At 44.9% G+C, this 22,332-nt stretch carries 20 protein-coding genes; 6 read left to right on the top strand and 14 right to left on the bottom strand.

Translation table 11 applies throughout. The annotated features are described in order from the left end of the window. Positions 1 to 97: 97 nt before the first annotated feature. On the bottom strand, positions 98 to 823 hold the full coding sequence (locus tag H6571_24140) for a PorT family protein (protein ID MCB9326841.1): 726 nt from the start codon (positions 821 to 823) through the stop codon (positions 98 to 100). Positions 824 to 900: 77 nt separating this feature from the next. Between H6571_24140 and H6571_24135 the strand changes: the two genes are divergently transcribed. Continuing rightward, on the top strand, positions 901 to 1,944 hold the full coding sequence (locus H6571_24135; GenBank protein MCB9326840.1) for a hypothetical protein: 1,044 nt from the start codon (positions 901 to 903) through the stop codon (positions 1,942 to 1,944). 188 nt (positions 1,945 to 2,132) lie between these two features. On the opposite strand, the gene H6571_24130 is transcribed toward H6571_24135, so the two are convergent. Together H6571_24130 and H6571_24125 are read right to left on the bottom strand one after the other, a co-directional pair. Further along, positions 2,133 to 3,593 (bottom strand): glyceraldehyde-3-phosphate dehydrogenase, encoded by a 1,461-nt coding sequence (locus H6571_24130; protein ID MCB9326839.1) that lies wholly within the window; start codon positions 3,591 to 3,593, stop codon positions 2,133 to 2,135. 269 nt (positions 3,594 to 3,862) lie between these two features. Then, a complete protein-coding gene (locus H6571_24125) occupies positions 3,863 to 4,921 on the bottom strand; it encodes an LD-carboxypeptidase (GenBank protein MCB9326838.1) in 1,059 nt (352 codons plus the stop codon). Positions 4,922 to 5,068: 147 nt separating this feature from the next. On the opposite strand from H6571_24125, the gene H6571_24120 reads away from it, so the two are divergent. The 4 genes from H6571_24120 to paaZ all read left to right on the top strand — a co-directional run bounded on the left by H6571_24120 (position 5,069) and on the right by paaZ (position 11,095). Beyond that, positions 5,069 to 5,806: an ABC transporter ATP-binding protein gene (locus H6571_24120; protein ID MCB9326837.1), complete on the top strand. Its 738-nt coding sequence runs from the start codon at positions 5,069 to 5,071 to the stop codon at positions 5,804 to 5,806. A gap of 10 nt (positions 5,807 to 5,816) precedes the next feature. Beyond that, positions 5,817 to 7,028 carry an ABC transporter permease gene (locus tag H6571_24115; protein ID MCB9326836.1) on the top strand — a complete coding sequence of 404 codons (1,212 nt, stop codon included), beginning with the start codon at positions 5,817 to 5,819 and terminating at the stop codon, positions 7,026 to 7,028. Between the two features lie 207 nt (positions 7,029 to 7,235). Next, entirely contained in the window at positions 7,236 to 8,894 is a 1,659-nt protein-coding gene (locus H6571_24110) for a tetratricopeptide repeat protein (protein MCB9326835.1), read from the top strand. A 158-nt stretch (positions 8,895 to 9,052) separates the two neighbouring features. Then, positions 9,053 to 11,095, top strand: coding sequence for a phenylacetic acid degradation bifunctional protein PaaZ (paaZ, locus tag H6571_24105; protein ID MCB9326834.1), 2,043 nt, complete (start codon positions 9,053 to 9,055; stop codon positions 11,093 to 11,095). 5 nt (positions 11,096 to 11,100) lie between these two features. Here paaZ and H6571_24100 read toward each other — a convergent pair whose 3' ends face one another. The 4 genes from H6571_24100 to H6571_24085 all read right to left on the bottom strand — a co-directional run bounded on the left by H6571_24100 (position 11,101) and on the right by H6571_24085 (position 14,730). Next, positions 11,101 to 11,562: a hypothetical protein gene (locus tag H6571_24100; protein MCB9326833.1), complete on the bottom strand. Its 462-nt coding sequence runs from the start codon at positions 11,560 to 11,562 to the stop codon at positions 11,101 to 11,103. Positions 11,563 to 11,917: 355 nt separating this feature from the next. Next, on the bottom strand, positions 11,918 to 12,721 hold the full coding sequence (locus H6571_24095) for an SDR family oxidoreductase (protein ID MCB9326832.1): 804 nt from the start codon (positions 12,719 to 12,721) through the stop codon (positions 11,918 to 11,920). A 2-nt stretch (positions 12,722 to 12,723) separates the two neighbouring features. Next, a complete protein-coding gene (locus tag H6571_24090) occupies positions 12,724 to 13,707 on the bottom strand; it encodes an NAD-dependent epimerase/dehydratase family protein (protein MCB9326831.1) in 984 nt (327 codons plus the stop codon). 96 nt (positions 13,708 to 13,803) lie between these two features. Next, complete coding sequence (locus H6571_24085) at positions 13,804 to 14,730, bottom strand: RluA family pseudouridine synthase (protein ID MCB9326830.1); 927 nt, start codon at positions 14,728 to 14,730, stop codon at positions 13,804 to 13,806. Positions 14,731 to 14,985: 255 nt separating this feature from the next. Here H6571_24085 and H6571_24080 point away from each other — a divergent pair, with 255 nt between their 5' ends. Then, positions 14,986 to 16,224 carry a DEAD/DEAH box helicase gene (locus H6571_24080; protein ID MCB9326829.1) on the top strand — a complete coding sequence of 413 codons (1,239 nt, stop codon included), beginning with the start codon at positions 14,986 to 14,988 and terminating at the stop codon, positions 16,222 to 16,224. Between the two features lie 2 nt (positions 16,225 to 16,226). Here H6571_24080 and H6571_24075 read toward each other — a convergent pair whose 3' ends face one another. From H6571_24075 to H6571_24045, 7 genes are all read right to left on the bottom strand, one after another. Continuing rightward, positions 16,227 to 17,204: a Gfo/Idh/MocA family oxidoreductase gene (locus H6571_24075; protein ID MCB9326828.1), complete on the bottom strand. Its 978-nt coding sequence runs from the start codon at positions 17,202 to 17,204 to the stop codon at positions 16,227 to 16,229. Between the two features lie 145 nt (positions 17,205 to 17,349). Then, positions 17,350 to 17,520: a hypothetical protein gene (locus tag H6571_24070; GenBank protein ID MCB9326827.1), complete on the bottom strand. Its 171-nt coding sequence runs from the start codon at positions 17,518 to 17,520 to the stop codon at positions 17,350 to 17,352. 233 nt (positions 17,521 to 17,753) lie between these two features. After that, positions 17,754 to 18,785, bottom strand: a complete 1,032-nt coding sequence (locus tag H6571_24065; protein MCB9326826.1) for a c-type cytochrome — start codon at positions 18,783 to 18,785, stop codon at positions 17,754 to 17,756. Positions 18,786 to 18,796: 11 nt separating this feature from the next. Next, positions 18,797 to 19,672: a hypothetical protein gene (locus H6571_24060; GenBank protein MCB9326825.1), complete on the bottom strand. Its 876-nt coding sequence runs from the start codon at positions 19,670 to 19,672 to the stop codon at positions 18,797 to 18,799. A 39-nt stretch (positions 19,673 to 19,711) separates the two neighbouring features. Beyond that, positions 19,712 to 20,104 (bottom strand): hypothetical protein, encoded by a 393-nt coding sequence (locus H6571_24055; protein ID MCB9326824.1) that lies wholly within the window; start codon positions 20,102 to 20,104, stop codon positions 19,712 to 19,714. Between the two features lie 315 nt (positions 20,105 to 20,419). Beyond that, positions 20,420 to 20,755, bottom strand: coding sequence for a hypothetical protein (locus tag H6571_24050; GenBank protein ID MCB9326823.1), 336 nt, complete (start codon positions 20,753 to 20,755; stop codon positions 20,420 to 20,422). 145 nt (positions 20,756 to 20,900) lie between these two features. After that, positions 20,901 to 22,325 (bottom strand): NADH-quinone oxidoreductase subunit N, encoded by a 1,425-nt coding sequence (locus H6571_24045; GenBank protein ID MCB9326822.1) that lies wholly within the window; start codon positions 22,323 to 22,325, stop codon positions 20,901 to 20,903. Between the last annotated feature and the right edge of the window lie 7 nt (positions 22,326 to 22,332).

The raw sequence follows: 22,332 nt of genomic DNA, 5'->3' as shown, positions 1-22,332 counted from the left end.
GTTGTTCAATTTGTTCAAATTGTTCAAATTGAGCGGGGCGAAATCCCGGTATTATATGCCGAGGACAGGTTCCTGTACTCCAGGTCGGGAGTGTTCGTTAAAACATCACGCCCAGTTTGAGTACGATGCTTCTGAACAATCCTTTGGAATTTTCTTTGCGGTTGCCCTTTTCGGGATCAAAAACGGTGCCGTTGTCATCAGTCAGGTCGGTAAAACCCATTTGAAAGCCCAGCCCGAAAACCAGGCTGCTGTTTTCTCCGATATTGTATTCGGCGCCGCCGGTAAGTCCCCAGCAAAGGTTGATTCCGTTGACTTCAGGGCGAATATCGTATTTTTCATCTTCCGCGCCGACCTTTCCACTATCTGTAATTTTCCCTCTCGCCTGGGTTTTGAATCCAAGGGTGATGGCCGGGTCGATGAAATATCTTAGGAAACCAAATTCTTTGGTTCTCATTTTTAAACCAAAAGGAATCTCTACATATTGGATAGAATATTTTAGTTTTACATCGTTGCTCATGGTATCCAGGCCGGTGGGGAGGTCGGTTTTCGTCCAATAGGTTCCGCCATATTGGTGTAAAAGGGTTCCGCCGGAGTTGAAATGGAAACCGATCCCACTGGTGAAGGCGTAATTATCTCTGAAGTAATATTCTCCGTTCAGGCCTAATTTCAAACCAATATTAGGTCCGCTGGAATTTATTTTGCTATTATCCGTAGTCAACCAGGAAACTGCCGGTGACAATTGAAAACCAAATCTGATATCACCCTGGGCGTTGAGATTTTGAATAAATAAAAAAATGAGCCCGAGCATTACAATTTTCTTCATGGTCTGTTAGTTTTTATTAAGCTTAATAAATGCTGCAAAGTTAATCCTTGAATCAATAAATCATACGTTTTACCAATATGAGTTTTAAAAAGAACTATTTTTATTTTGTTTTTATTGTCATGGGTTTATTCGCGTGTTCCAGGGAATACAAAGAAGATGTTCCCGACGTGTCTGACATTGACATTTCTGTCAAATTGAAACGGTTTGACAAGGATCTTTTTGCCCTGGATACCAATAACATCGCCCCGGGATTAGCGGCTCTCGAAGAAAAGTATCCTGAATTTAGCGCGGTATATTTCGAAAAGATCCTGGAATCTAAAAATCCCAAAGTCGCTCCCGATGGCCATGAAGCTTATGTGAAGGGTTTTCTCGAATTTCCAACAGTACGCCACCTCTTTGATACTTGTTTGGTGGTGTATAACGATATGAGCGCCCAGGAGAGATCTTTTGAACAGGCTTTTCGGTTCCTCAAGTATTATTTTCCTGACCTGGCTACTCCTGATGTAACGATTTTTGTTTCTGAGTATAGTTACGCGGCGTTTATTTTTGGAGATAATTCCCTGGCGGTCGGGCTGGATTTTTTCCTCGGGGCTGATTACCCCTATTTTCAATACAACCAGGGCAATCCTTCTTTTTCAAACTACCTCACCAGGTCATTTACCAAAGAGCATATGGTCACCAAAGCACTTCGCCCCCTGGTGGAGGATCTTTGCGGGGAAGCCCCCGCCGATAACCGGCTGATCGACCTGATGGTCCATAACGGAAAAAAACTTTACATCATGGATCACCTGTTCCCTTATACGGCCGATAGTATAAAACTGGAAATGACGCAGGAACAGGTGGATTGGATGAAAAACAACGAATACGATATGTGGACCTTCTTTCTTTCGGAGGACCTTCTTTATTCGACCGACTGGTCAAAGATCAAAAAGTATGTAACGCCAAGCCCCAATTCGCCGGGAATGCCCGATGTCGCCCCCGGCAGGACGGCCAACTGGCTGGGCTGGCAGATCGTAAAAAAATATATGCGCCTCAACCCTCAAACCACCATGTACGAGCTCATCGAAATGCGGGATGCACAGGCTATGCTGGAACGATCGAAGTATAAACCGAAACGGTAGGTAATTGTGAATAAAAGAGCAAGTGAAAAACAAAAACTTAACCGCAATGGGCGCAAAGAAGGCGCAAGGTCCGCAACGAACACTCCCGACCGTTGATGCGGTATATTCCATTTGCGGCCATTGCGCAACCTCAGCGCACCTTGCGTTTAATTTTTTTTGAACACTTTTAATTCCACCTTCGTAACGACTTAATAATAAATATTCCTGCCCACCTTGGCAATGTACTTCGCCAGGCGAATCACTTGTTTGGTGTATCCAAATTCATTGTCGTACCAAACGTACAGGATGATATTTTTTCCTGAAGGGGAGACGAGTGTTGCCGGGCTGTCAAAAACGGCACAGCAATCGTTGCCGATGATATCGCTGGATACCAGCTCTTCACTGATGGAATAATAGATCTGGTTGACCAGGTTACCTTTTAATGCTGCGGCTTTCATGATGGCCAGCACCTCTTCATTAGTCGTGGTTTTTTCAATATCGAGATTCAAAATAGCCAGTGAACCATTGGGTGTAGGGACGCGCACGGCATTGGCGGTTAGTTTTCCTTCGAGCTCAGGAATAACTTTTGCGACGGCCTTCCCCGCTCCGGTGGAGGTAATCACCATGTTGATTGCCGCTGACCTTCCCCGCCGGGGCTTTTTGTGCATATTGTCGAGCAGATTCTGGTCGTTGGTGTAAGCGTGGATGGTCTCCACATGTCCTTTGATAATGCCCAAATGATCATTGATCACCTTGAGTACCGGACTGATGGCATTGGTGGTACAACTGGCAGCGGAGTAGAGCGTGGTATTTTCTCTGTCCAGTTCTTTGTGATTGATGCCATACACGATATTGGGCATACCGGATCCTGGAGCGGTGAGTAAAGCCATATCGACCCCTTTGGCCTGGGTGTGAATCTTCAGCGTTTCTGCAGTAGTATAAGCGCCGGTATTATCGATGACCAGGGCATTTTTGATACCATAGGCCGTATAGTCAATAGTAGATGAATCGGTAGAGGCAATAATGTATATGCGCTGTCCATTGATCAGTAAGCACATATTTTCATAATCTATTTCAACGGAGCCTTTAAAAGGTCCGTGTACAGAATCATTTTCGAAAAGGTCGGCTCTTTTTTTGATCGACTTTTCATCAACGCTACGCAGAACAATAGCCCTGAGTCTCAATTGTTGTCCCACGCCCTGGCGGATGAGCTCGCGGGCGGCGAGTCTTCCGATACGACCGAACCCGAACAGCACCACATCTCTCGGCACAAAAGGATGGCTGTTCTCGACGAGGCAGTGGTTGAGTTTGTCGTGCAGAAAATCTTTACGAGAAGCATGGTTGTCTTTTTCTGAGGCCCATTCGCTTGCCAGTTTACCGATATCTATCTTCGCCGGTGCGAGGTTCATTTCAAAGATATCTTTGGCTAATGCCGAAGAGTCAAAAATGCTTATTTCTTTTTGGACCACCTCCCGCGCATATTTGTGTAACCGTAAAAGGTCACTTATGGTAATGTCCGTAATTTGATTCCTGAAAAGGACCAGTTCGACAGATTTGTCAACGAGCAGTTTGCCGATGTATGTTTGAAGATCCACGGCAGCTTTTTTTCTGCTCATGTAATCGTCCAACTCATCATGATAGATTTCTACATGCTGATTCGCTTTAGGCATGATCGATTTTTTTTGGTTGAAAAATGGTTAGGTTTTAAAATTCGCCGCAAAAATAAGCATGATTACACCGTAAATCCAATACTCACAGTATTTAAAGTCCAAATCGTTCTCATGACGTACCTAATTGAACAACCCCGCCCTAATACAATTTGAACACTCCCGACCTGCGGTACGGTATTTCGCCCCGGCATTACTTGCACGGGATTTCACTCCTTTCAACTGCGCTAAACTTGAACCTACTTTAATCTTTAATCTTTAGCCTTTAGTCTTTAGTCTTTTGTTTCCACCGCTTCTTCCATCAGGGTAAGCGTCTGCAACCTGGTATCCAATTCGGCCATGATGCCAACCGGTAATGTACACTGATCCTTGATATGCCCGAATGAAAGCCCGTAAAAGCTTGGCAGAGTGAGTTCGCTCAAGTAACCATTTATGGTTTCATCCAGGGAGAGGGAATCCTCCTCTTTGGGCGCCCCACAGTCATTGAAAATACCCAAAGCCAGTGCAGCAGCTTCTTTGAAATTGCCGGTTTGGCTGAGTTGAGTAAGCATACGATCTATGCGGTAGGGTTTTTCGCCTACGTCTTCAATGAAGGTGATGGTATCTTTGTAATCCGGTTCCCATTCTGTTCCGGACATGGAAGCGAGCAGAGAAAGGTTGCCTCCGATCAACCTGCCTTCCACTTTTCCATAGCGAATTTGCCGGGCATGGTAGGCGGTATCTTCATTGGTTTTGTTGTTCTCCGAAAGCTGGATGACATGGCTGGCTTTCCCTTCGACCAAAACGGCCAGGAAATTTTCTTTGGTGTAATCTGTCAATTCCGAAGCACCTACGGGGCCGTGAAAACCAACGAGGTCCGTTTTGAGATAAATGGCGTTCAGCAGGGCCGTGATATCGCTGTACCCGATGAGCGCTTTCGGGTGTTTTTTGATCAGGTTGTAATCGATGTAAGGCAATAACCTTGTGCATCCATATCCGCCGCGGGCGCACCATATTCCTGCCACTTCTTTGTCTACAAACATGGTATGCAGATCGAGTAATCGTTCCAGGTCAGTACCGGCATTGAAGCCTCGCCGGGCGCGGATATTTTTTGAGAGCTTTACTTTAAATCCCAGCGATTCAACATTCTTAACCGCTTTTTCCAGTCCCTCATCAGAAATATAACTTCCTGGAGTAATCAGGCCAATGGTATCCCCTGGTTTGAGTTTTGCAGGCTTTACTACTTTTTTATACTTGCTCTGGGTGCCTTTTGCAAAAACACTCCCTGGATTGATCAAACTTCCGGCCAGGAGGGCTGTGGCCATCTTTTTTCCAAATTGTCTTCTTTGCATAAGTTTGTTTTTTGCGTAAAAATAAACAGATGAATTTAATTCCTGCATTCCCCATCAACTTTAACCTTTATTTTGTCGATAAATTTCATCTGCTCGTCAGCGGATTATTATTTTAGGCACCGAACTAATTAACAAATGTCCAATTTTATGCAAGTACAAATTGAAGCGCGTAATCTTTCCAAGGATTTCGAACAGTTGCGTGCCGTGAATGATCTTAGTTTCGAGGTCAAATCCGGCGAGATATTCGGATTGCTGGGACCCAATGGAGCCGGTAAAACGACAACCTTGAGAATGCTCTCCGGATTGTTGACGCCTACCGAAGGGGATGCATTCATTAATGGGAATTCCATGAAAACCCAAAAGATCAACGCCCGCAAATCCCTTGGATTCCTCACAGGCGATATGGATCTTTACAGGCGGTTGAAACCTCTGGAACTACTCCAGTATTTCGGAACCTTGTACGAAGTGCCGCCCAAAGAATTGAAAGACCGTATCGAACGCCTCGCCGAGGTATTCGGAATCAATGATTTTAAGGATCGTTATTGTGAAAAATTATCGACCGGGCAAAAACAAAGGGTTTCTATCGTCCGCACCCTGGTGCATGATCCAAGTGTAGTGATACTCGATGAGCCTACTACCGGACTCGATATAATGGCCAGCGAATTTATCCTTCAGTTTATCCGGAAAATGGCGAAAGAAGAAGGGAAAACAGTCATCTTTTCCACCCATCACCTGGATGAAGTGGAAAGGCTATGTGACCGCATTGCCATTATTCATGAAGGAGGTCTCAGGCATTATGGTACCATTTCCGAAGCCAAAAATGTGACCGGAAAAAGTACCCTTGCAGAGGCCTTTTTTAGTTTGGTTTCCGCTCCTTTACAATAAAAAATCAACCATGAGAAAAAATATCATTACCACCATATTCAAAAAAGAGATCAAAGAGGTTTTGCGTGACAAACGTATGATCTATCTCATCATCCTGTTGCCGTTTTTTACTTATCCTGTGCTTTTTACGCTCATCGGAAAAGTAGGACAAAGTCAACAGGTGAAAATGGCCGAAGAAAAGGTCACCCTGCTGGTCAACCCGGAAGCAGGGGATGCTCCAATAGTCAAGTCGCTGGAGGCAATGCCCAACCTCAATGTTCAGAAAATTCCCTTTACCCGGGAGATGATTGATACTTTGTCAACCACCATTGGATTGCAAATCACCGAAAATAGTGAGTTGGCGGGAACCATAAATGTGGAAATATTTTACGACGATTCGAAGGACCTGGTAAGCATCCGTAAGCGACAGATTGTTGGGATGATCAAAACCTATGAAGAGCAGATCATCCAGCAAAGACTTGCAGAACGGGGCCTGGATCCTGATTTCATCCACCCGGTTGAAATTCAGGAGGTCAATCTGGCATCGGACGAACAGATTGCCGGGAAGATCCTCGGCTCCTTTTTGCCCATGCTGTTGCTAATCTTCATTTTTGTCGGCTGTGTTTATATTGCCATCGACATTACCTCGGGAGAGAAGGAGCGCAAGACCTTGCAGACCCTTTTTACCGCGCCCATTAAGGTGGAAGAAATCATTGCCGGAAAATTCCTGGCGGTGTTCACCATCGGCCTCATTTCTGCCATCATGAACGTGCTGAGTTTGATGGTGGCCATGTTCATCCAGGTTAAATTGATGGCCGGGGATGAGCTGGGGTCTTTCACCCTCAGCATCTCAACCCAAGGGTGGTTGTGGATCGGCCTCATCGTTTTTCTGACGACGATTTTCCTGGCGGCACTTACGCTGGCGGTGGTACAGTTGGCCAATTCCTATAAAGAAGCACAAAGTTATGTGTCGCCCATGATGATGGTGATCATCATTCCGGCAGTGCTGTCACAGATGCCGGGCATGGAATTATCGATGACAACGGCCTTGATTCCTATGTTGAACATCGCCCTGGCTTTAGGGGCAGTACTCAAAGGCACATATGATGTTGTGCTCATCAGCGTGGTGGCGGCTTCGGTATTGGCTTACGCGGTAATTGCGCTTTGGTTGGCCTCTCGTGTGTTTAAAAATGAGGATGTTACGACGGGGCAGAAGGTGAGTTTGAAGAAAATATTTAGGTAGAATGGTCAAAAAATAATTGCTTCGGGGAATTGATTTCAAAAATCAAGGAGCTGTAGATCGGGTGATAAGGTAGAAGTGAAATCAAATTAGTTATTAACTTTTTATTTGTCATTTTTTTAATTATATTTGTGCCGATTTGGTAAATTGTTAGCGCTCTTTACCCAATAAAACAATTGAAAAATTCTATTAATTAACAAAATTAGACTTATGAAAAGCAAAATTATTACACTGCTTATGGCAGCCTTGTTTTGTCTTAACTTCCAGCTTTCAGCCCAGAAAATTAAGAACGAAAAATTTGACATTGCCTACACTCAATTACCTGCAAAACCATTGGACAACGAATTCACCACTTACAAAGTCAATTTCTACGGCAGCGGTTATGTGAACGGACATTCCATTTTTGAAAGTGGGAATCTGACACAAGCCGGATTGGAAAAAAATATCAACCTGGGTGGCTTCAAAAAAGTTAACGGAAATGCCCATGTGCGCGTTAATGTGTCGGTAGGAAATGCCCGCGTCGTGAAAAACGAAATGGCAACGAAGGTAACCGAAAGTAAGTCCAAAGATGGGAAAGTTTCCAAAACCACGAGTTATTATATGGAATACCATTACTATATTCCTGTGAAATACATGGTGTACGATTATCATGGTAACCTGCTTCACGAGACTTATGTTACGGACGCAAAAGATATAGAAAAAATCAAAGGTGGTTCTTTCAATACCTATTCCAAGGCTTATGAAGACTGGAAGAATAGGAGGTTGAGCAAAGTAAATAGCAGCGCAGCTTCCTATGTCAGGAATGCGGTAAATTCTGTTAACGGAGACATCAATTATTTATACGGTTATCTTGCCAGAAGCGAGCGGGAAGAACTTAAGGTGACCAAAAAATTTGAAGATGAATCTTTCCTGCAAGCGTATGAAACAGCCAAAGCTGCCTTTGAAAAAGTAAAAGCCGACGCCCCCGCTGAAGCCCTTGCTACAGATTTAAAACCTGCCATCGATTTCTGGATGAATTATGATAAATATCCTGTCGATGATAAAAACCTTAAAAAGGTTCGTTATGCTTGTTTATATAATCTGGCCATAGCCTACTATTGGATGGACGATTTGGAAAATGCGGAAAAATACGCCAAACAATGTATTGAAATTGACTATAAAGACGGTGCGGTCAAAAGACATGTCGACAAAATTGAACAGCTGAAAAAATCCTTTGAGTTGAATGGCGTTACTTCCCGCCACTTCGCCATTGATGTAGCATCAGCCACTCCACCGAGTAATAACATTGACGTGGCCGCTCCGGAAGAGGATGAGGAAGATAGTGCGAGTATGACAGGGACACTTGTATTGGCCAATGGTGATGAAATAGAAGGAGATGTTATTGTCAATACTGAAGATGGAAATGATCTTGTTTTCGGACCTAAGGGTAATATTATTTTCAACTATAAGGTAGATGGAAAGGAGGTTGCCAACACTTTAGATCCTTCTGAAATTCAGGGGTTTGCCTTTAATGGAAGATCTTTTAAAGTGATGGATTTTACGCCCGGTGCCAAAGGAAACAAAATGGCAGGGAAACACCTGCTCGAAGTGATCTATGATTCACCACGAATCCAGTTGTTTAAATATTATCCTTTTGATGATCAATTAGGGGATAAAAAAGTTGAATTTGCCTTATTGAAAAAAGGAGAACCCGCTCCCACATCTACTTCGAGTACGCCGTTTTTGTTGTTCAAAAAAGGATTGGCTAAATATTTCGAAGATTGCGCAGATTTAGCGGAACTTGTGGGTGCCGGTGAAATTGAACATACCGAAGACGGACTGATTCAGGCCGCACGTATTTATGCCGAAGTTTGTGTAGAAAGACCGTGAGAAAGGTTAAAGACTAAATGTAATAGTTTAAAGTAATTTTTCTCTGTATCCCGACAATTGGTTCCTTAGACAATTGTCGGGATTTTTTTTGCATAAGAAACAAATCCTTACCTTTGGTAAACGAACGACCATTCGTAGAAAATAATAACCAAATAATAATGAAATTACAGCACTATATCCAGGGAAAGTGGACGGATCATACAGGGGAAGGCATTCCTCAGTTCAACGCCATTACCGGTGAATTGATAGGTACTTCAGGTACTGAAGGGCTCGATTTTGGAGCCATTATGGATTATGGCCGCAAAACAGGAGGTACGGCTCTGAGGAAGATGACTTTTTTGGAACGTGGATTGATGCTAAAAAAACTGGCTATTCATTTGCACGGGTTGCGGAAAAGTTACTACCCGGTAAGTTATAAAACAGGGGCCACCAAAACCGATAGCTGGATCGATATCGACGGGGGCATCGGGACGGTTTTTGCTTATGCGAGCCTGCGTCGTCAATTTCCTGACAGTAAGGTGTACGTGGATGGGGAAATGGCCAATTTATCCAAGCAGGGTACCTTCATCGGTCGTCATATCATGACCCCGCGTCACGGAATTGCTGTTCACATCAATGCCTTCAATTTTCCAATATGGGGGATGCTGGAAAAAATAGCCGTGAATTTGCTGGCAGGCATGCCTGCTGTGGTCAAACCGTCGGAATTGTCTTCCTTTCTCACTGAAGCCATGGTACGTGACATCATCGATTCCAGGATATTACCTGAAGGTGCACTGCAGTTGTTGCAGGGCAGCGGCGTAGGGATCCTGGAAGGAACTCAAACCCAGGATGTGGTGACTTTCACCGGTTCGGCGGCTACGGGGAAAATGTTGAAAGCCTATCCGAGACTGACGGAAGAAGGCGTGACATTTAATATGGAAGCAGATAGCCTTAATGCGGCTGTGTTGGGAGCCGATGCGGTCCCCGGAACGCCGGAATTTGATCTGTTTATCAAGGAGATTCGCAATGAAATGACCATCAAATGCGGGCAAAAATGTACCGCTATCCGCCGGATCATCGTGCCGGAAAACCTGGTGGGGGATGTTCAGGAGGCGCTGCGGATTGCCCTGGCTAAAACTACCATTGGAGATCCACAGGTGGAAGGCGTCAGAATGGGCGCGCTGGTGGCAAAATCCCAGCAGGAAACCGTACGCAGGAAAGTAGAATTACTTAGCGAAAGCTGTTCCGTGGTCATTGGAGATATGGATAAATTTGAAGTGGTGGGCGCGGATAAATCAAAAGGTGCCTTTTTTTCCCCAATCGTATTTTATAATGATGATCCTTTTGTGAAAGAGGATTCTCACAATATCGAAGCTTTTGGGCCGGTAAGTACGATCATGCCCTATAAAAATCTCACAGAAGCCATTGAGCTGGCGAATAAGGGCAAGGGGTCGCTGGTGAGTACCATTTGTACCTTTGATGAAAATATTGCTCAGGAATATGTCGCCGAGGCGGCGGCATGGCATGGGAGGATACTCATGCTCAACCGGGAAAGTGCCCCGGAAAGTACCGGCCACGGTGCTGTTATGCCGTTACTTGCCCACGGCGGGCCGGGCAGAGCCGGCGGCGGAGAAGAACTCGGGGGCATTCGCGGGGTGAAACACTACCTGCAGCGCACTGCCATCCAGGGGCATCCAAGCATGGTGACGGCGGTTACAGGCGTTTATCAATACGGTGGAAAATATAAGGAAAAACCGGTTCATGTATTCCGCAAACACTTTGAGGAACTGGAGATAGGTGAGACGGTCATCACCCACAAACATACCGTCACGGAGAGTGATATTACCAACTTCGCCAATGTCAGCGGGGATAATTTTTATGCCCACATGGATGACACTTCCCTGGAAGGGACCATTTTTGAGCGTCGGGTAGCGCACGGCTATTTCGTATTGTCAAAAGCGGCCGGTCTTTTTGTCGACCCGAAAAAAGGACCCGTTTTGTTGAATTACGGGATTGAAGAATGTAGGTTTACCAAGCCTGTTTACCCCGGCATGACCATTGGGGTGCGGTTTACGGTGAAGGAAAAAATCGCCCAGGAGCAAAAAGAAGGGGAAGATTTCCGTAAAGGTATCGTTAAATTCCTGGTGGATGTTTATGATGAGACAGGAGAAACCGTAGCTATTGCCACGATCCTCACCATGGTGAAAATGCTGGAAGCATAAAAATGTTAAGCTTTCGACTTATCCGCTTTGTGTAAATAAATGCGTCCCCGACCACGTGATTGACTAAAAGGGTCATTGGTGATATCCTGCCAGTGGCCTTCCAGAGTAGAATCAAATACACTTCGGGTAAAGACGAACTGATACTTGCGCAAGGTACTTTCCTGCCCCGGTTCCTTATCTTTGCTGGCCTGGGCATCAGGCAGTTCTTCCAAATAAAAGGAGCGATCCTCAAAAATCCGGCCGCTGAATTTCCGGATAATCACCTCAGCATTATTTTTGTAAATATAAGTGTAACCGGTAACAAGTTTTCCCTTGATATCGAGCTGCATTTCAAATTTATCTCCTTCCTTTTTGTCATAACCGCCGAAGGTGATTGTGCCTTCCCATTTGCCTTTGAGTTCTTTTTGTGCGTTAACACTTAGCATCGGCAACATTAGAATTGCAAGAATAGTCCATTTAATTTTCATAGCTGAATCAGGTAGTTTTTCGTAAAAATAAGACTTCCTTGAGAAGATGTCAAATTTTAAAATTTTGGTGTGTGGTTTTCGTGAGGAGCTAAACTGATTTTTTTTGTTCAAGTTGTTTCAAGTTGAGCGCAGCGAAATCCCGTACCGCAGGTCGGGAGTGTTCAAATTGTTTCAGGTTGTTTCAAATTGTTTCAGGTTGTTTCAGGTTGTTGGTTTGGGAGTGCTTCAAAAAACTATGTGCACTATGTGCCTATGTGTTTGGTTCTATATGGTCTATGTGAACTATATGTCTATGTGTTTAAGTTCTATGTGGTCTATGTGCACTATGTGCCTATGTGTTTAAGTTCTATGTGTTTCATTTAAACTTACCCAAGGATCGTTTCAGAAACATTTCCACAAAAGGAGGATAGAGGCGGTACAAGAAACGGTTCAGTTGCCCGACGAGGCTGTGATAGCTCGACTTCTTCCTGTTTTTGATCTGACTTATGATCTTTTCAGCGGTTACAGAAATGGGGGTGGGATTCATATTCTTCCTTTTTTCAAGATATTCCAACTCGCCCTTGTGATTATAAAAAGTTTTCTGTTCATCCGTTTCCGTAAAACCTACATAAGCGATGCCTACATGGATATTACTCGGATGAAGTTCTACCCTCAGCGATTCTGCCAGGGCGGTCAGGGCTTTTTTTGACGTGGAATAAGCCGCAAAGTAGGGAAGCCCGTGGATCCCGGCCAGACTCGAAATAAGCATTACACTGCCTTCCCTTTCACGCAAATGGGGAATGGCGTATTTTGTCGTGTAAGTTGATCCAAGGAGATTGATCTCGATGATCTTTTTAAAAGAATCCGGATCGCCCTCTTCCACAGAAGCTTTGGCCGACATGCCTGCATTATTGATCAAAATATCCAGTTGACCATAATGATCGATCGTTTTGCCGATAAGGGATTGGCAAAACCTGTAGTCTGAAATATCTCCGTTTAGCGGTAAAGAATCGATGCCCAGTTTTTGGAATTCTTCCTGGACGAGGGCGAGTTTTTGCTCATTTCTTCCATTGATGACCACTTTAGCCCCTGCCAGTCCCAACTGACGTGCCAGCTCCTTCCCGATCCCCTGGTTGGAGCCGGTGATGATGGCAACTTTATCCTTGAAATCCATTCTCATGTTTAAATATACTTGTTTTCCTTAAGCCATTCAAAGCTCTCCCTGACAGCGTCTTCCAGGGAAGATTGCGGGAGTCCCAGTTCCTTCCTGGCTTTTTCAGGAGAATAATAATGCTCATCCAGCGCCATCTGGGCCATTGAAGTGCTGATGACGGGTTCAAAGTTGAAAGTCCTGGCGAGTACCGTATTGACCCAGCCTACCGTTTTCGCAATGAAACCAGGAAAGGCAAGTTTCGGCGGTTTTACCCCGACCACTCCTGCGATGAGGGTAAAGATTTCTTTGTAATTCAGGTTTCTGTTGCCGGCAATATAACTTTCACCGATTCTGCCTTGGGTGAGCCCATTGGCGATGGCCACGCATACATCCTTAACGGCAATGTAATTCCTGCCGCCCTTGGTGTACCCATTTACTTTTTTTTGATAAACACTGACCACCATTTTGGCGCTACCGAGTCGGGCAGGGTAGGGGCCAAACATAAAAGTGGGCGTGATGACGATGGCCGGGAAGTTGTTCTCCTTTGCTTCTTTCAGTACAAATTGGTGCGCTTCGTATTTGGTATCCATATAATCCATGCCGTATATGCCGGAAGCATAAGGCAGTGTTTCATCACCCGGATTTTCCTTGGATCCATACCCGAAAGAATTCGCCGTGCCGATATGGATGTACCGTTTGATTTTATTGGCCTTGGAAGCGGCCACCATATTTTTGGTACCATCAACATTGATTTTTTTCTGAATTTCTGAGCGATAGGGCCAGATGCCCGTGCTGGCGGCAGTGTGCACCACGGCGTCACATCCTTCCATCGCTGCTTCAATGGAAGCGGCATCCAGCAGGTCGCCGTACCTGATCTCTAACTCAAGTTCTTTAATCGTTTTGGGATCATCCCCTTCCTTGACAAAAGCAACGACTTCGTGGTTTCTTGTGAGTAATTCGCGGATTAAATTACTACCCAGAAAACCATCCGCTCCGGAGATAAATACTTTCATATAAATGCTATTCTTTTTTATTGAAATGCAAGGTCGCAAAATTTAAACTTAATGGACCGTTTTTGCCCAAAATTGCGTGGAAACCTTCAAAAAATCTCAGGGGTCGTATTTTTTCCAACGCCTCTTTTCCCTGTCCAGCAGGGATCTGAATTTATAGGGTATTTCAATCTCAATAATCATTTTTTTGTTGAAGGTGGGATGCCTGAACATAAGCCCCGTTGAAGCCAGGAAAAGGCCTTTTCCTTTCATAACCTTCCCTTCCGTACCATAAATTTTATCGCCCATGATCGGGTAACCGGCCTCGGAAAGATGGATGCGAATTTGGTGTGTTCTTCCCGTTTTGGGCCATAATTCAAGCAGCGAGATCCATTTGTTTTTAAGGGAAGGAACGGACTCCAGTGTTTTATATTCGGTATAGGCACTCTGACCATTGACCGGGGAATCCCAATGGCCATGATCCGGCGTTTTCCCGATGACGATGGCGTGGTATTTTTTTTGTATGGACTTGGCTTCAAATTGTTGTCCCAGGGCAATGCTTGCCAGATTGGTGCGGGCGATGAGTAATAATCCCGAAGTGGGGGCATCCAGCCGGTGCACAGGTTTCGGCCAGGTGAGGGCATCCTCGTCTTTTGATCTTTCTAAATTGAACAACAAAGCGTTCCGGATGGTCTTAAACTGATTGCCGCTTACCGGAATACCGGAGGGTTTGTTGATCACAGCGAGGTGTTCGTCCTCGTAAATGATCTCCAGGGGCAGTTCAAAGATTTTAGGTGGCGTTTCTGCTGATTCCCGTAGTTCAATGATATCCCCGGGCTGGATCCAGTATCCCGTAAGGGCAACGGCTCCGTTTACCAGGACATTCCCTCTCTTTATGGCTTTTTTTGCACCCTGGCCGGAAAACAGGAAGGGTTTGAAGACTACCTTAGCGTAATCCTGCAGTCGGATATTTGTTATGCCCTCCGGGACGATATGTGTGGTGATGGTTTTGATGGTTTTGTTGTTTAGAGGGTTCCAATTGTTCAAATTGTTCCAAGGGTTCAAATGGTTCCAAGGGGTCCAGGTGTTTTAAGGGGTCAAATTTGGGCTTTAAAAAGTGATGTACCGTTTACCTTTTTTTGTTTTATCGCCTAAAGTTACAAGTTACAATTCTCAAACCGTAACTTTGCCGGGTATTCAAAAACAATCCAGCTACGAGATGACACCTTTTGCCCGCGCACATTGCCCACGCTGCGAAGATGTCACCTCGGGGAACGAGCAACCAGTAACACAGACACTTCCATGAAATTCGAAAATTACAGCATTTCTTCCGAAATTAAGCATAATCTGGATCTTTTGGGGTTTAAGCGTCCGACGGATATCCAGTTCAAATCGATTCCGAATATTCTCAAAGGGGAAGATGTCCTCGCCATTGCGCAAACGGGGACGGGTAAAACGGCAGCTTTCGCCATTCCCGTGTTAAATATCCTCCAGGATCGTTTACGCAACCGCCGGACGGAAGGGGTCAAGTGTATCGTTATGGTGCCCACCAGAGAGCTGGGCATTCAAATTACGGAAGTGTTTAAGCTTCTTGGGCGAAAAACCGGGGTGGAAACATTTTGTGTATTCGGTGGGGTAGAGCAGGGGCCGCAGATTGCCAAATTGCAGGATGGAATAGATATTCTCGTCACCACTCCCGGCCGGATGTTTGACCTGGTGAGCCAGGGACATTTATTATTGCACAGGGTGGAAATTCTCATCCTCGACGAGGCCGACCATATGCTCGACCTCGGTTTTATCAAGGATATTCGCGATCTGTTGAAGTTTTTGCCCAAGCGCAGACAAACGCTTTTCTTTTCTGCTACCATCAATGCCAATATTAAAAAACTCGCCTACTCGCTGGTCAATAATAATGCTATCCGGATACAATTATCCCCGGATGATCCGGTGACTCAAAACGTGGAGCACTCGGTTGCCTTTGTTGATATGGATGACAAAAGATTCTTCCTGGAGCGACTCATCAATGAACATCCCGACGAAAAAATTATCGTTTTCGTGCGTACTAAAGTCCGCGCAGAAAGGGTCCTCAAAGCCATGGAGCGGGTTGAAATATCCGCAGCCACCATTCACAGCGATAAAGAACAAAAAGACCGTTTTACGGTGATGGATCGCTTTAAATCTGGGGAATTAAAAGTATTGATCGCCACAGATGTTAGTGCCCGGGGCATCGACTTCCCTCATGTGCAGTATGTAGTAAATTACGATCTTCCGGATAAGGCTGAAAATTACGTTCACCGCATTGGACGGACGGGAAGAGGCAAGGAAAGGGGATTTGCTGTGTCTTTTTGCAGCCCGGAGGAACAAGAGATGCTCAAGGAAATTGAAGGATTTATTACCAAAAAAATCAAGGTAATGGAGTTGTCCAATTCAGAATACCAAAAAACGGTCGACTTTTCCCAGGATGCTTCGACCAGTTTAAAAGAACTCATGCAAGAAGCCGAAGCCTTTGAAAACAGGAAGAAGAAAAAAAGAAAAAAATAGGCTTAATTCTCAAAAGGATATCTTAGCCCCATTTCCTTCCTGATGGCATCCATCAGTTTCATCGATCTCATCGAATGGTCTAATGTGATTACGGGGCTTTCCTTTTTACCGGCCAGCAGCAATTCGTTTACGGCCTCAGTTTCATAATTATATCCGTGAGAAGGACATTCATCCTCAAAGATTTTCACCCCTTCGGGCGTTTCGAGAATCACTTTTTTTGATTTCCAGAAATCGACGATACGGATATACCCTTTGGTGCCCACGATGTAGGCATCGTTGTGGAGGTCAGACACCACGCCGCTGGAGGCCTGCACAAAAACGCCATTTTCATATACCAGGCTGATGGCATTATATTCATCTATGCCCGTGGTCCCGAGATATCCGGCGCATTGTACATTTTTGATCTCGCTGTCCACCAGGAAGGCCGCCAGGCCAAGCGGATAAATGCCGATATCGAGCAAGGCGCCTGCTGCCAGATCGGGATTATAGGTTCGGTCTTCTGCATTGAATTGAGCCTTAAAGCCAAAATCCGCCCGGATGAATTTCAAATCCCCGATTTTGCCTTGCCCGATCCATTCCTTCGCCTTTTTAACTGCGGGGAGGTACCAGGTCCACATGGCTTCCATGAGGAAAACATTTTTTGCTTTGGCCAGGGCTGTGGCTTCTTCAAACTCAATGGCATTGACCGTAACAGGTTTTTCGCATAATACGTTTTTACCATGATTGAAACACAACTTCATGTGTTGCAGGTGGAAATTGTGTGGAGTGGCAATGTAGATCGCATCAACTTCCGGGTCGGCAGCCAGGGCATCGTAAGTGCCATAGGCTTTTTTTACATCGTATTGCCCGGCAAATTCCGCAGCCTTCTCCATAGATCTGGAAGCCACGGCCACGACGATTCCTTTTTCCACAAATTCAAAATCCTGGATAAACTTATGCGCGATCCTGCCGCATCCGATAATTCCCCATTTGATGGTCATACTGGTCATTTTTGCTGTTTGGTAATTGATGCTTACGGCTTTGCCGGGGGTGGAATTATGTTTTTTCCCTCAAAGATTTTCAGGAGGGAAGTTTTGTTAAATAATCAGCCTTACCCCGCCCAGATCTTCAATGAGGTGGGGAAATTTATTGCTCGGTGACCCAATGAACATAAAGTTGATCGGGATGGACCACTTTGACGAAAGTTCCTTGATCAGGTCTGGATAAGGCTGAAACATAAAGGACGGAAGAACTTATATCATTGCCACAAATGGCGGTGGATCCTAGCTCCCCTAATTTTTGGCTTTTGCTTTTCATTGCTTAGTTTCTCATTTCATCATCGCACTAAAAGGCCAAATATACAAACATTAATATACAGGTCTGTGGAATTTATTAGAAAATAAAAATGGAAGAAATAAGGAAGTAAAGGAGGCTGTTTTTAAAGAAAATTTCTATTGTATGGCCGCTCAAAATAACTTGAATGGCAGTGCCCGGGCCATCCTTCACAGACTTAACCAATTCTTTTCTAATGGAGCCTTTTTTACTGTTTTTTATATCCCCTTTGCCATCTGCCCGATGTAAGCCCGCAGGTCTTCCATTTGCTGGTTGCTCATTTTTTCCTTCGTGTATTGTGGCATATAACTTTTCTTCCCGTTCAACGGATAAGTGCCATAACGCCCCACCTGGTAAATGGAATACCGGGTATAACGATCGACATGTTTGTCCAGGAAGTCAAAAGAAAACTTGGAGTCATCCAATACAAAAAAGGCGTACCTGCCCTTGTCGTGACAGTGCAGACAACTGAGTTCGTAGATTGCTTTACCGTTTTCGGGATTTCCCTTGAGTCCGTAGCCTTTCGTTCGGTCTTCCGGCGGGGTGAGAAAGGTCGCCGGTGAGGCTTGAAGATAACGGGATTTCAGGAGTTCGATAGCTTCCGATTTATCGGATCTGCCGTTTAATGCGGCTGTGATGGAGGAACGTTCCCGCTCGTTAAGGATGAGGTCGCTCATTTTAAGGTCAATAGTCCAAAGGTAGGCAAGGATAGATTCCATTTCCCATTTTTCCAGATTTCGGCCCTGTGAACATTCTACGGCACACAGGTTGATGGCGCCCCTCAGGTCATTGCGGGCTTCTTTTACGAGGTCGCCGTATTTTTTATCGTAATCCCCGTTGTAAAAATGTGTTCTGTTGACCACTCCGTAAAGTGTTGTTCCCTGGAGAAAGGGGAGTTGGTGTTCCCTGGCGTAAGCCAGTCGGGCCTCGGGATCGGAAACGCTGAGATCGGGATCTTCCTTTACCATGTTGTGGCAGGAGGTACAAACGAAATGTTTACTCTGGCGCGGCATTTTATGGCCGGAAGCATCCAGGCTGATGCCTTCAAAAAGGATGCTGCGGCCATTTTCTGCCGAAACGCCGGGTAACCTAAGGTCAGGTTTATGGGGCTGGGGCAAATCGCCCAGTTTTTCAAGAATATTGGCCACGGAAGTTTCCTCATCAAAGACTATTTCAGGGTGATCCGAAGAGCCCATGCTGATGAAAAACAAAAATCCGGACACGAGGGAACCAATGATTAATTTTTGCATGGATGGTTGCTTTACAGGTGAAAAATCCTGGAGATGGTAAATCCGAGTCTGAATTCGCCGTCTCCCCAATTGGAAGTGGAGTAAGGAATATAATCCGTTTCCACGCTACCCTTGGAATTGGTCAGGTTGACCTGGAAAATATGACCTCCGGTGTCGATTTCCAATCCAACTCCGATGGAAGGATAAAATCCCTCTGCGGTAGTTCTGTTCTCTGAAAAGGGAAGGGTTACGTCGGCGATTAACCCAAAAACCTTGTTGACCTGTACCCGTGTAGCTATCCCCAGGCTGATGATGCCGTTAACATCGTCAAAGGCAACCAGGTTGCGGTGTACATATCCTCCATTGAGTTGGAGGGAAAATCCGTCGGAAAACTTCTTGGCGATCAGCAGTTGGGCGGCAAACGCCATACGGTCCGTAAAGGTGGAAAAGTTATTGATACTGCTGGGGCTTTCAGATTTTGGCCCCGAGGAAACAGATGCTACCCCCAGAACAGCCAGGGTGATGGGGCTGCCATCCTGATCGGATTGCTGCAGAATCCGGTATTTTACAAAACCGTTCATCAATTGGCGCAGACCGGATCTTCCGCTAGGGTAACTTCCTGCTCCTTTGGCCCGGTAAATTCCTGCATTTAGATTATTCAGTATGCCGTATTCAGCCCCGATCATTACATCCGTGGCATTTTCGAACCCAAAAAAGGTCTGAAAGCCGCCGTTGTCTCCGGCGAGATCTCCGAAACGGTGAGTAATGCGGACATCCAGTTCGTATTTTTTAAGCATCTCCACCGATTGGGCATTGATGATTCTTCTGTCCTTAAAAGTCTGAAATACTTCCTGTCCGTTCAGGAGGATGCAAGAGACCATTGCTATCAGGAATAAACTTAGTCGCAGCATAATCAATGATTATTGTTAAAGGGTTTTATAAAATGGTTAATTTTCAGGATAGCCTTCCAATATCCAGCAGAGCAGCATGTCTTTTTCTTCCTGTGTAAGTTCAGGCATGCCGGAAGGGGGCATATGCAGGGTACTGCTCACGGGGGTGTCAATCGCTCTTTCCCGGATCAGCCCATTATCCAGTCTGCTCAATAATCCGTTGTACGACGCGAAATCTCCGATTCCGGTAGTCCCGTCGTGACATCCGCTAACGGAGCAGCTCAGGTCTATGATGGTTTTTATTTCATCGTTATAGGCGATATTGAGCGTTTCACAAATGGCAGGGATATCGTCTGCTGTCGTTTTGTTTTTGGTACATCCCAATATCGTGAGCATAGTGATCCCCAAAATAAAAAGCACTATTGAAATGGAAGAATTCATTATTTTCATGTTGAATCAAAGTATTTTTTGTGTAATTTTTTGTTTGTCGATCCCGCAGTACAGGAACGATAGTGTCAGTAATCTCAAAGTTAAAAAAGGCATTTAAAGGGAATGGATTGGGAATTCAGGCTCTATCGAAAAGCGGGCTCCCCTTTCATTCATGTTTAATCGAATGCGAAAGTAATCTCTTATTTTTTAAATTTCAAATTGAGATGAAAGGCAGATAGGAAAAACAAGAGTTAAATGGAGTTTTGTTAGGTGTACAACATAAAACAGCAGCCATTTCCAATGCTGCTGTTTTATGTTGTAGATAAAAATAATACATCACTTTGAATCCTTTTCCCAGTAAGTAGGAACCGTTTTTTCTGTGATCTGATTCCAGTAATCCGGGGTGACCTTCCTTCCGTCATGGGTATGCAGGTGCCTGTTGTAAACAGCGATAACAGGGTTAAAAGTGATGTCATCCACACAGACCGTATAGTATTGAGGTTCTTCTTCCGTCTTTCTTTTTTCTTCCTCAATGATCACATGATAACCGTTGTGCTCCAAAAGTTCTTTCAGAAAGTCAGCGCGTTCTTTTTCCACTTTTTTCTCCACGTAGGTGACCTGGGTGCCGTCCTCAAGTTCTCCAAAAAGATGTCTTCCGCTATTTAATGCCATAATTTTTTTGTTTCAGATTGTTCAAGCCGTTCAAATTGTTCCAATGGTTTCAGTTGTTCAAATGGTTCAAATGGAGCGCAGCGACATCCCGCACCGTAGGTCGGGAGGGTTCAAAGAGTTCCAATCTATTTCAATCTCCTTCAATCTATTTCAACGCGCTTAAGGCGAAAATATACTCGTAAAGTGGACTGTAAAGCCCCGCAACGAGGATGCCAAATACACAAATGATCAATCCCAGTTTTAAAAGATTATCGGAAGTGAACATTGGAATAGCATTATCGCTTTTTCTCAAAAACATGGCCCGAACGACCAGTAAATAGTAGTACAAGGAAATAATAACATTGATCACAGCTACCAATACCAGCCAGTAATATCCTTCACCGGCTGCGGCCATAAACAGGAAAAATTTTCCAAAGAAACCTGCCACGGGGGGGATTCCTGCAAGAGAGAATAGTGACAATAACATCACCAGACTCAATTTTGGATTGGTAAGGTACAGGCCTTCATAATCATCCATATTTTCTTTCCCGGTATTCACATAAATAGCTTGTACCACTCCAAAGGCTCCGAGGTTAGAGAAGATGTAAATCAATACAAAATATACGACTACAGCCATCCCGCTTTGGGTACCTGCTATGACACCAAGGAGCAGGAATCCTGCCTGGGCAATAGAGGAGAAGGCCAGGAATCGTTTCATGTTTTTTTGACGCAGGGCGAATAAATTACCCAGGGTCATGGTGAGGATTGCAATGATGTAAACAATATCCTTCCAGACATCCTGCATTGACTTCATGAAATTAAAAAGAATGATCGTCAAAATAAATACAGCGGCTCCTTTTGAAATCACGGATAGGTAAGAGGTAATAGAGATGGGCGCTCCTTCATAAACATCTGCGGTCCAGAAATGAAAAGGCACCAGCGACATTTTAAAGGCCAGCCCTGCAAAGAAAAATACCAGCGCCATGACCTCAAGCCCGCCGAAATTAAAAGTGGTAGCGATTTCGTCAAAATACAATGAGCCGGTGACCCCGTAGATCATCGAAATTCCATAAAGGGATACGCCGGAAGCCATCGCCGCCGAAAGGATGAATTTGATCCCCGCCTCAGCAGAACGTTTTTTATAAATGTCAAAGGCTGCCAGGGCTGCCAACGGGAGGGAGGAAAGTTCCAGTCCCAGGTAGAACATCAAAAAGTCCCCGGCCGAGATCATGAAATACATCCCGAGCAGAGTGGACAATACCAACAGGTAAAACTCCGTACCTCGTCCCTGGTTGATGACATCCTGACGAAGCCAGGAGGCAGATTGCAGGAAGATGATCATCACTCCTATGTTGAGGATATTTTTCATCAGGTGCGTCAGTCCTGAATTTTGGTACATTTTACCGAAAAGGCTACCATATTCCATCGGGAAAAAACCCACCACGAGTTGAATGGCAAAAAGGCCAAGGGCGATGGGGACAATTAACCCCTTCTGTTCTTTGGAAAGAAAAATCTCTGCCCCTAAAATGATCAGGATGATCGCTGTCAGCAATAGCTCCTGTCTCATCAATAATAAACTACTTAATTCCATGTTTCTT

Source organism: Lewinellaceae bacterium (assembly GCA_020636105.1).
Classification (GTDB): Bacteria; Bacteroidota; Bacteroidia; order Chitinophagales; family Saprospiraceae; genus BCD1.
This window is presented reverse-complemented; position numbering and strand designations above follow the sequence as displayed.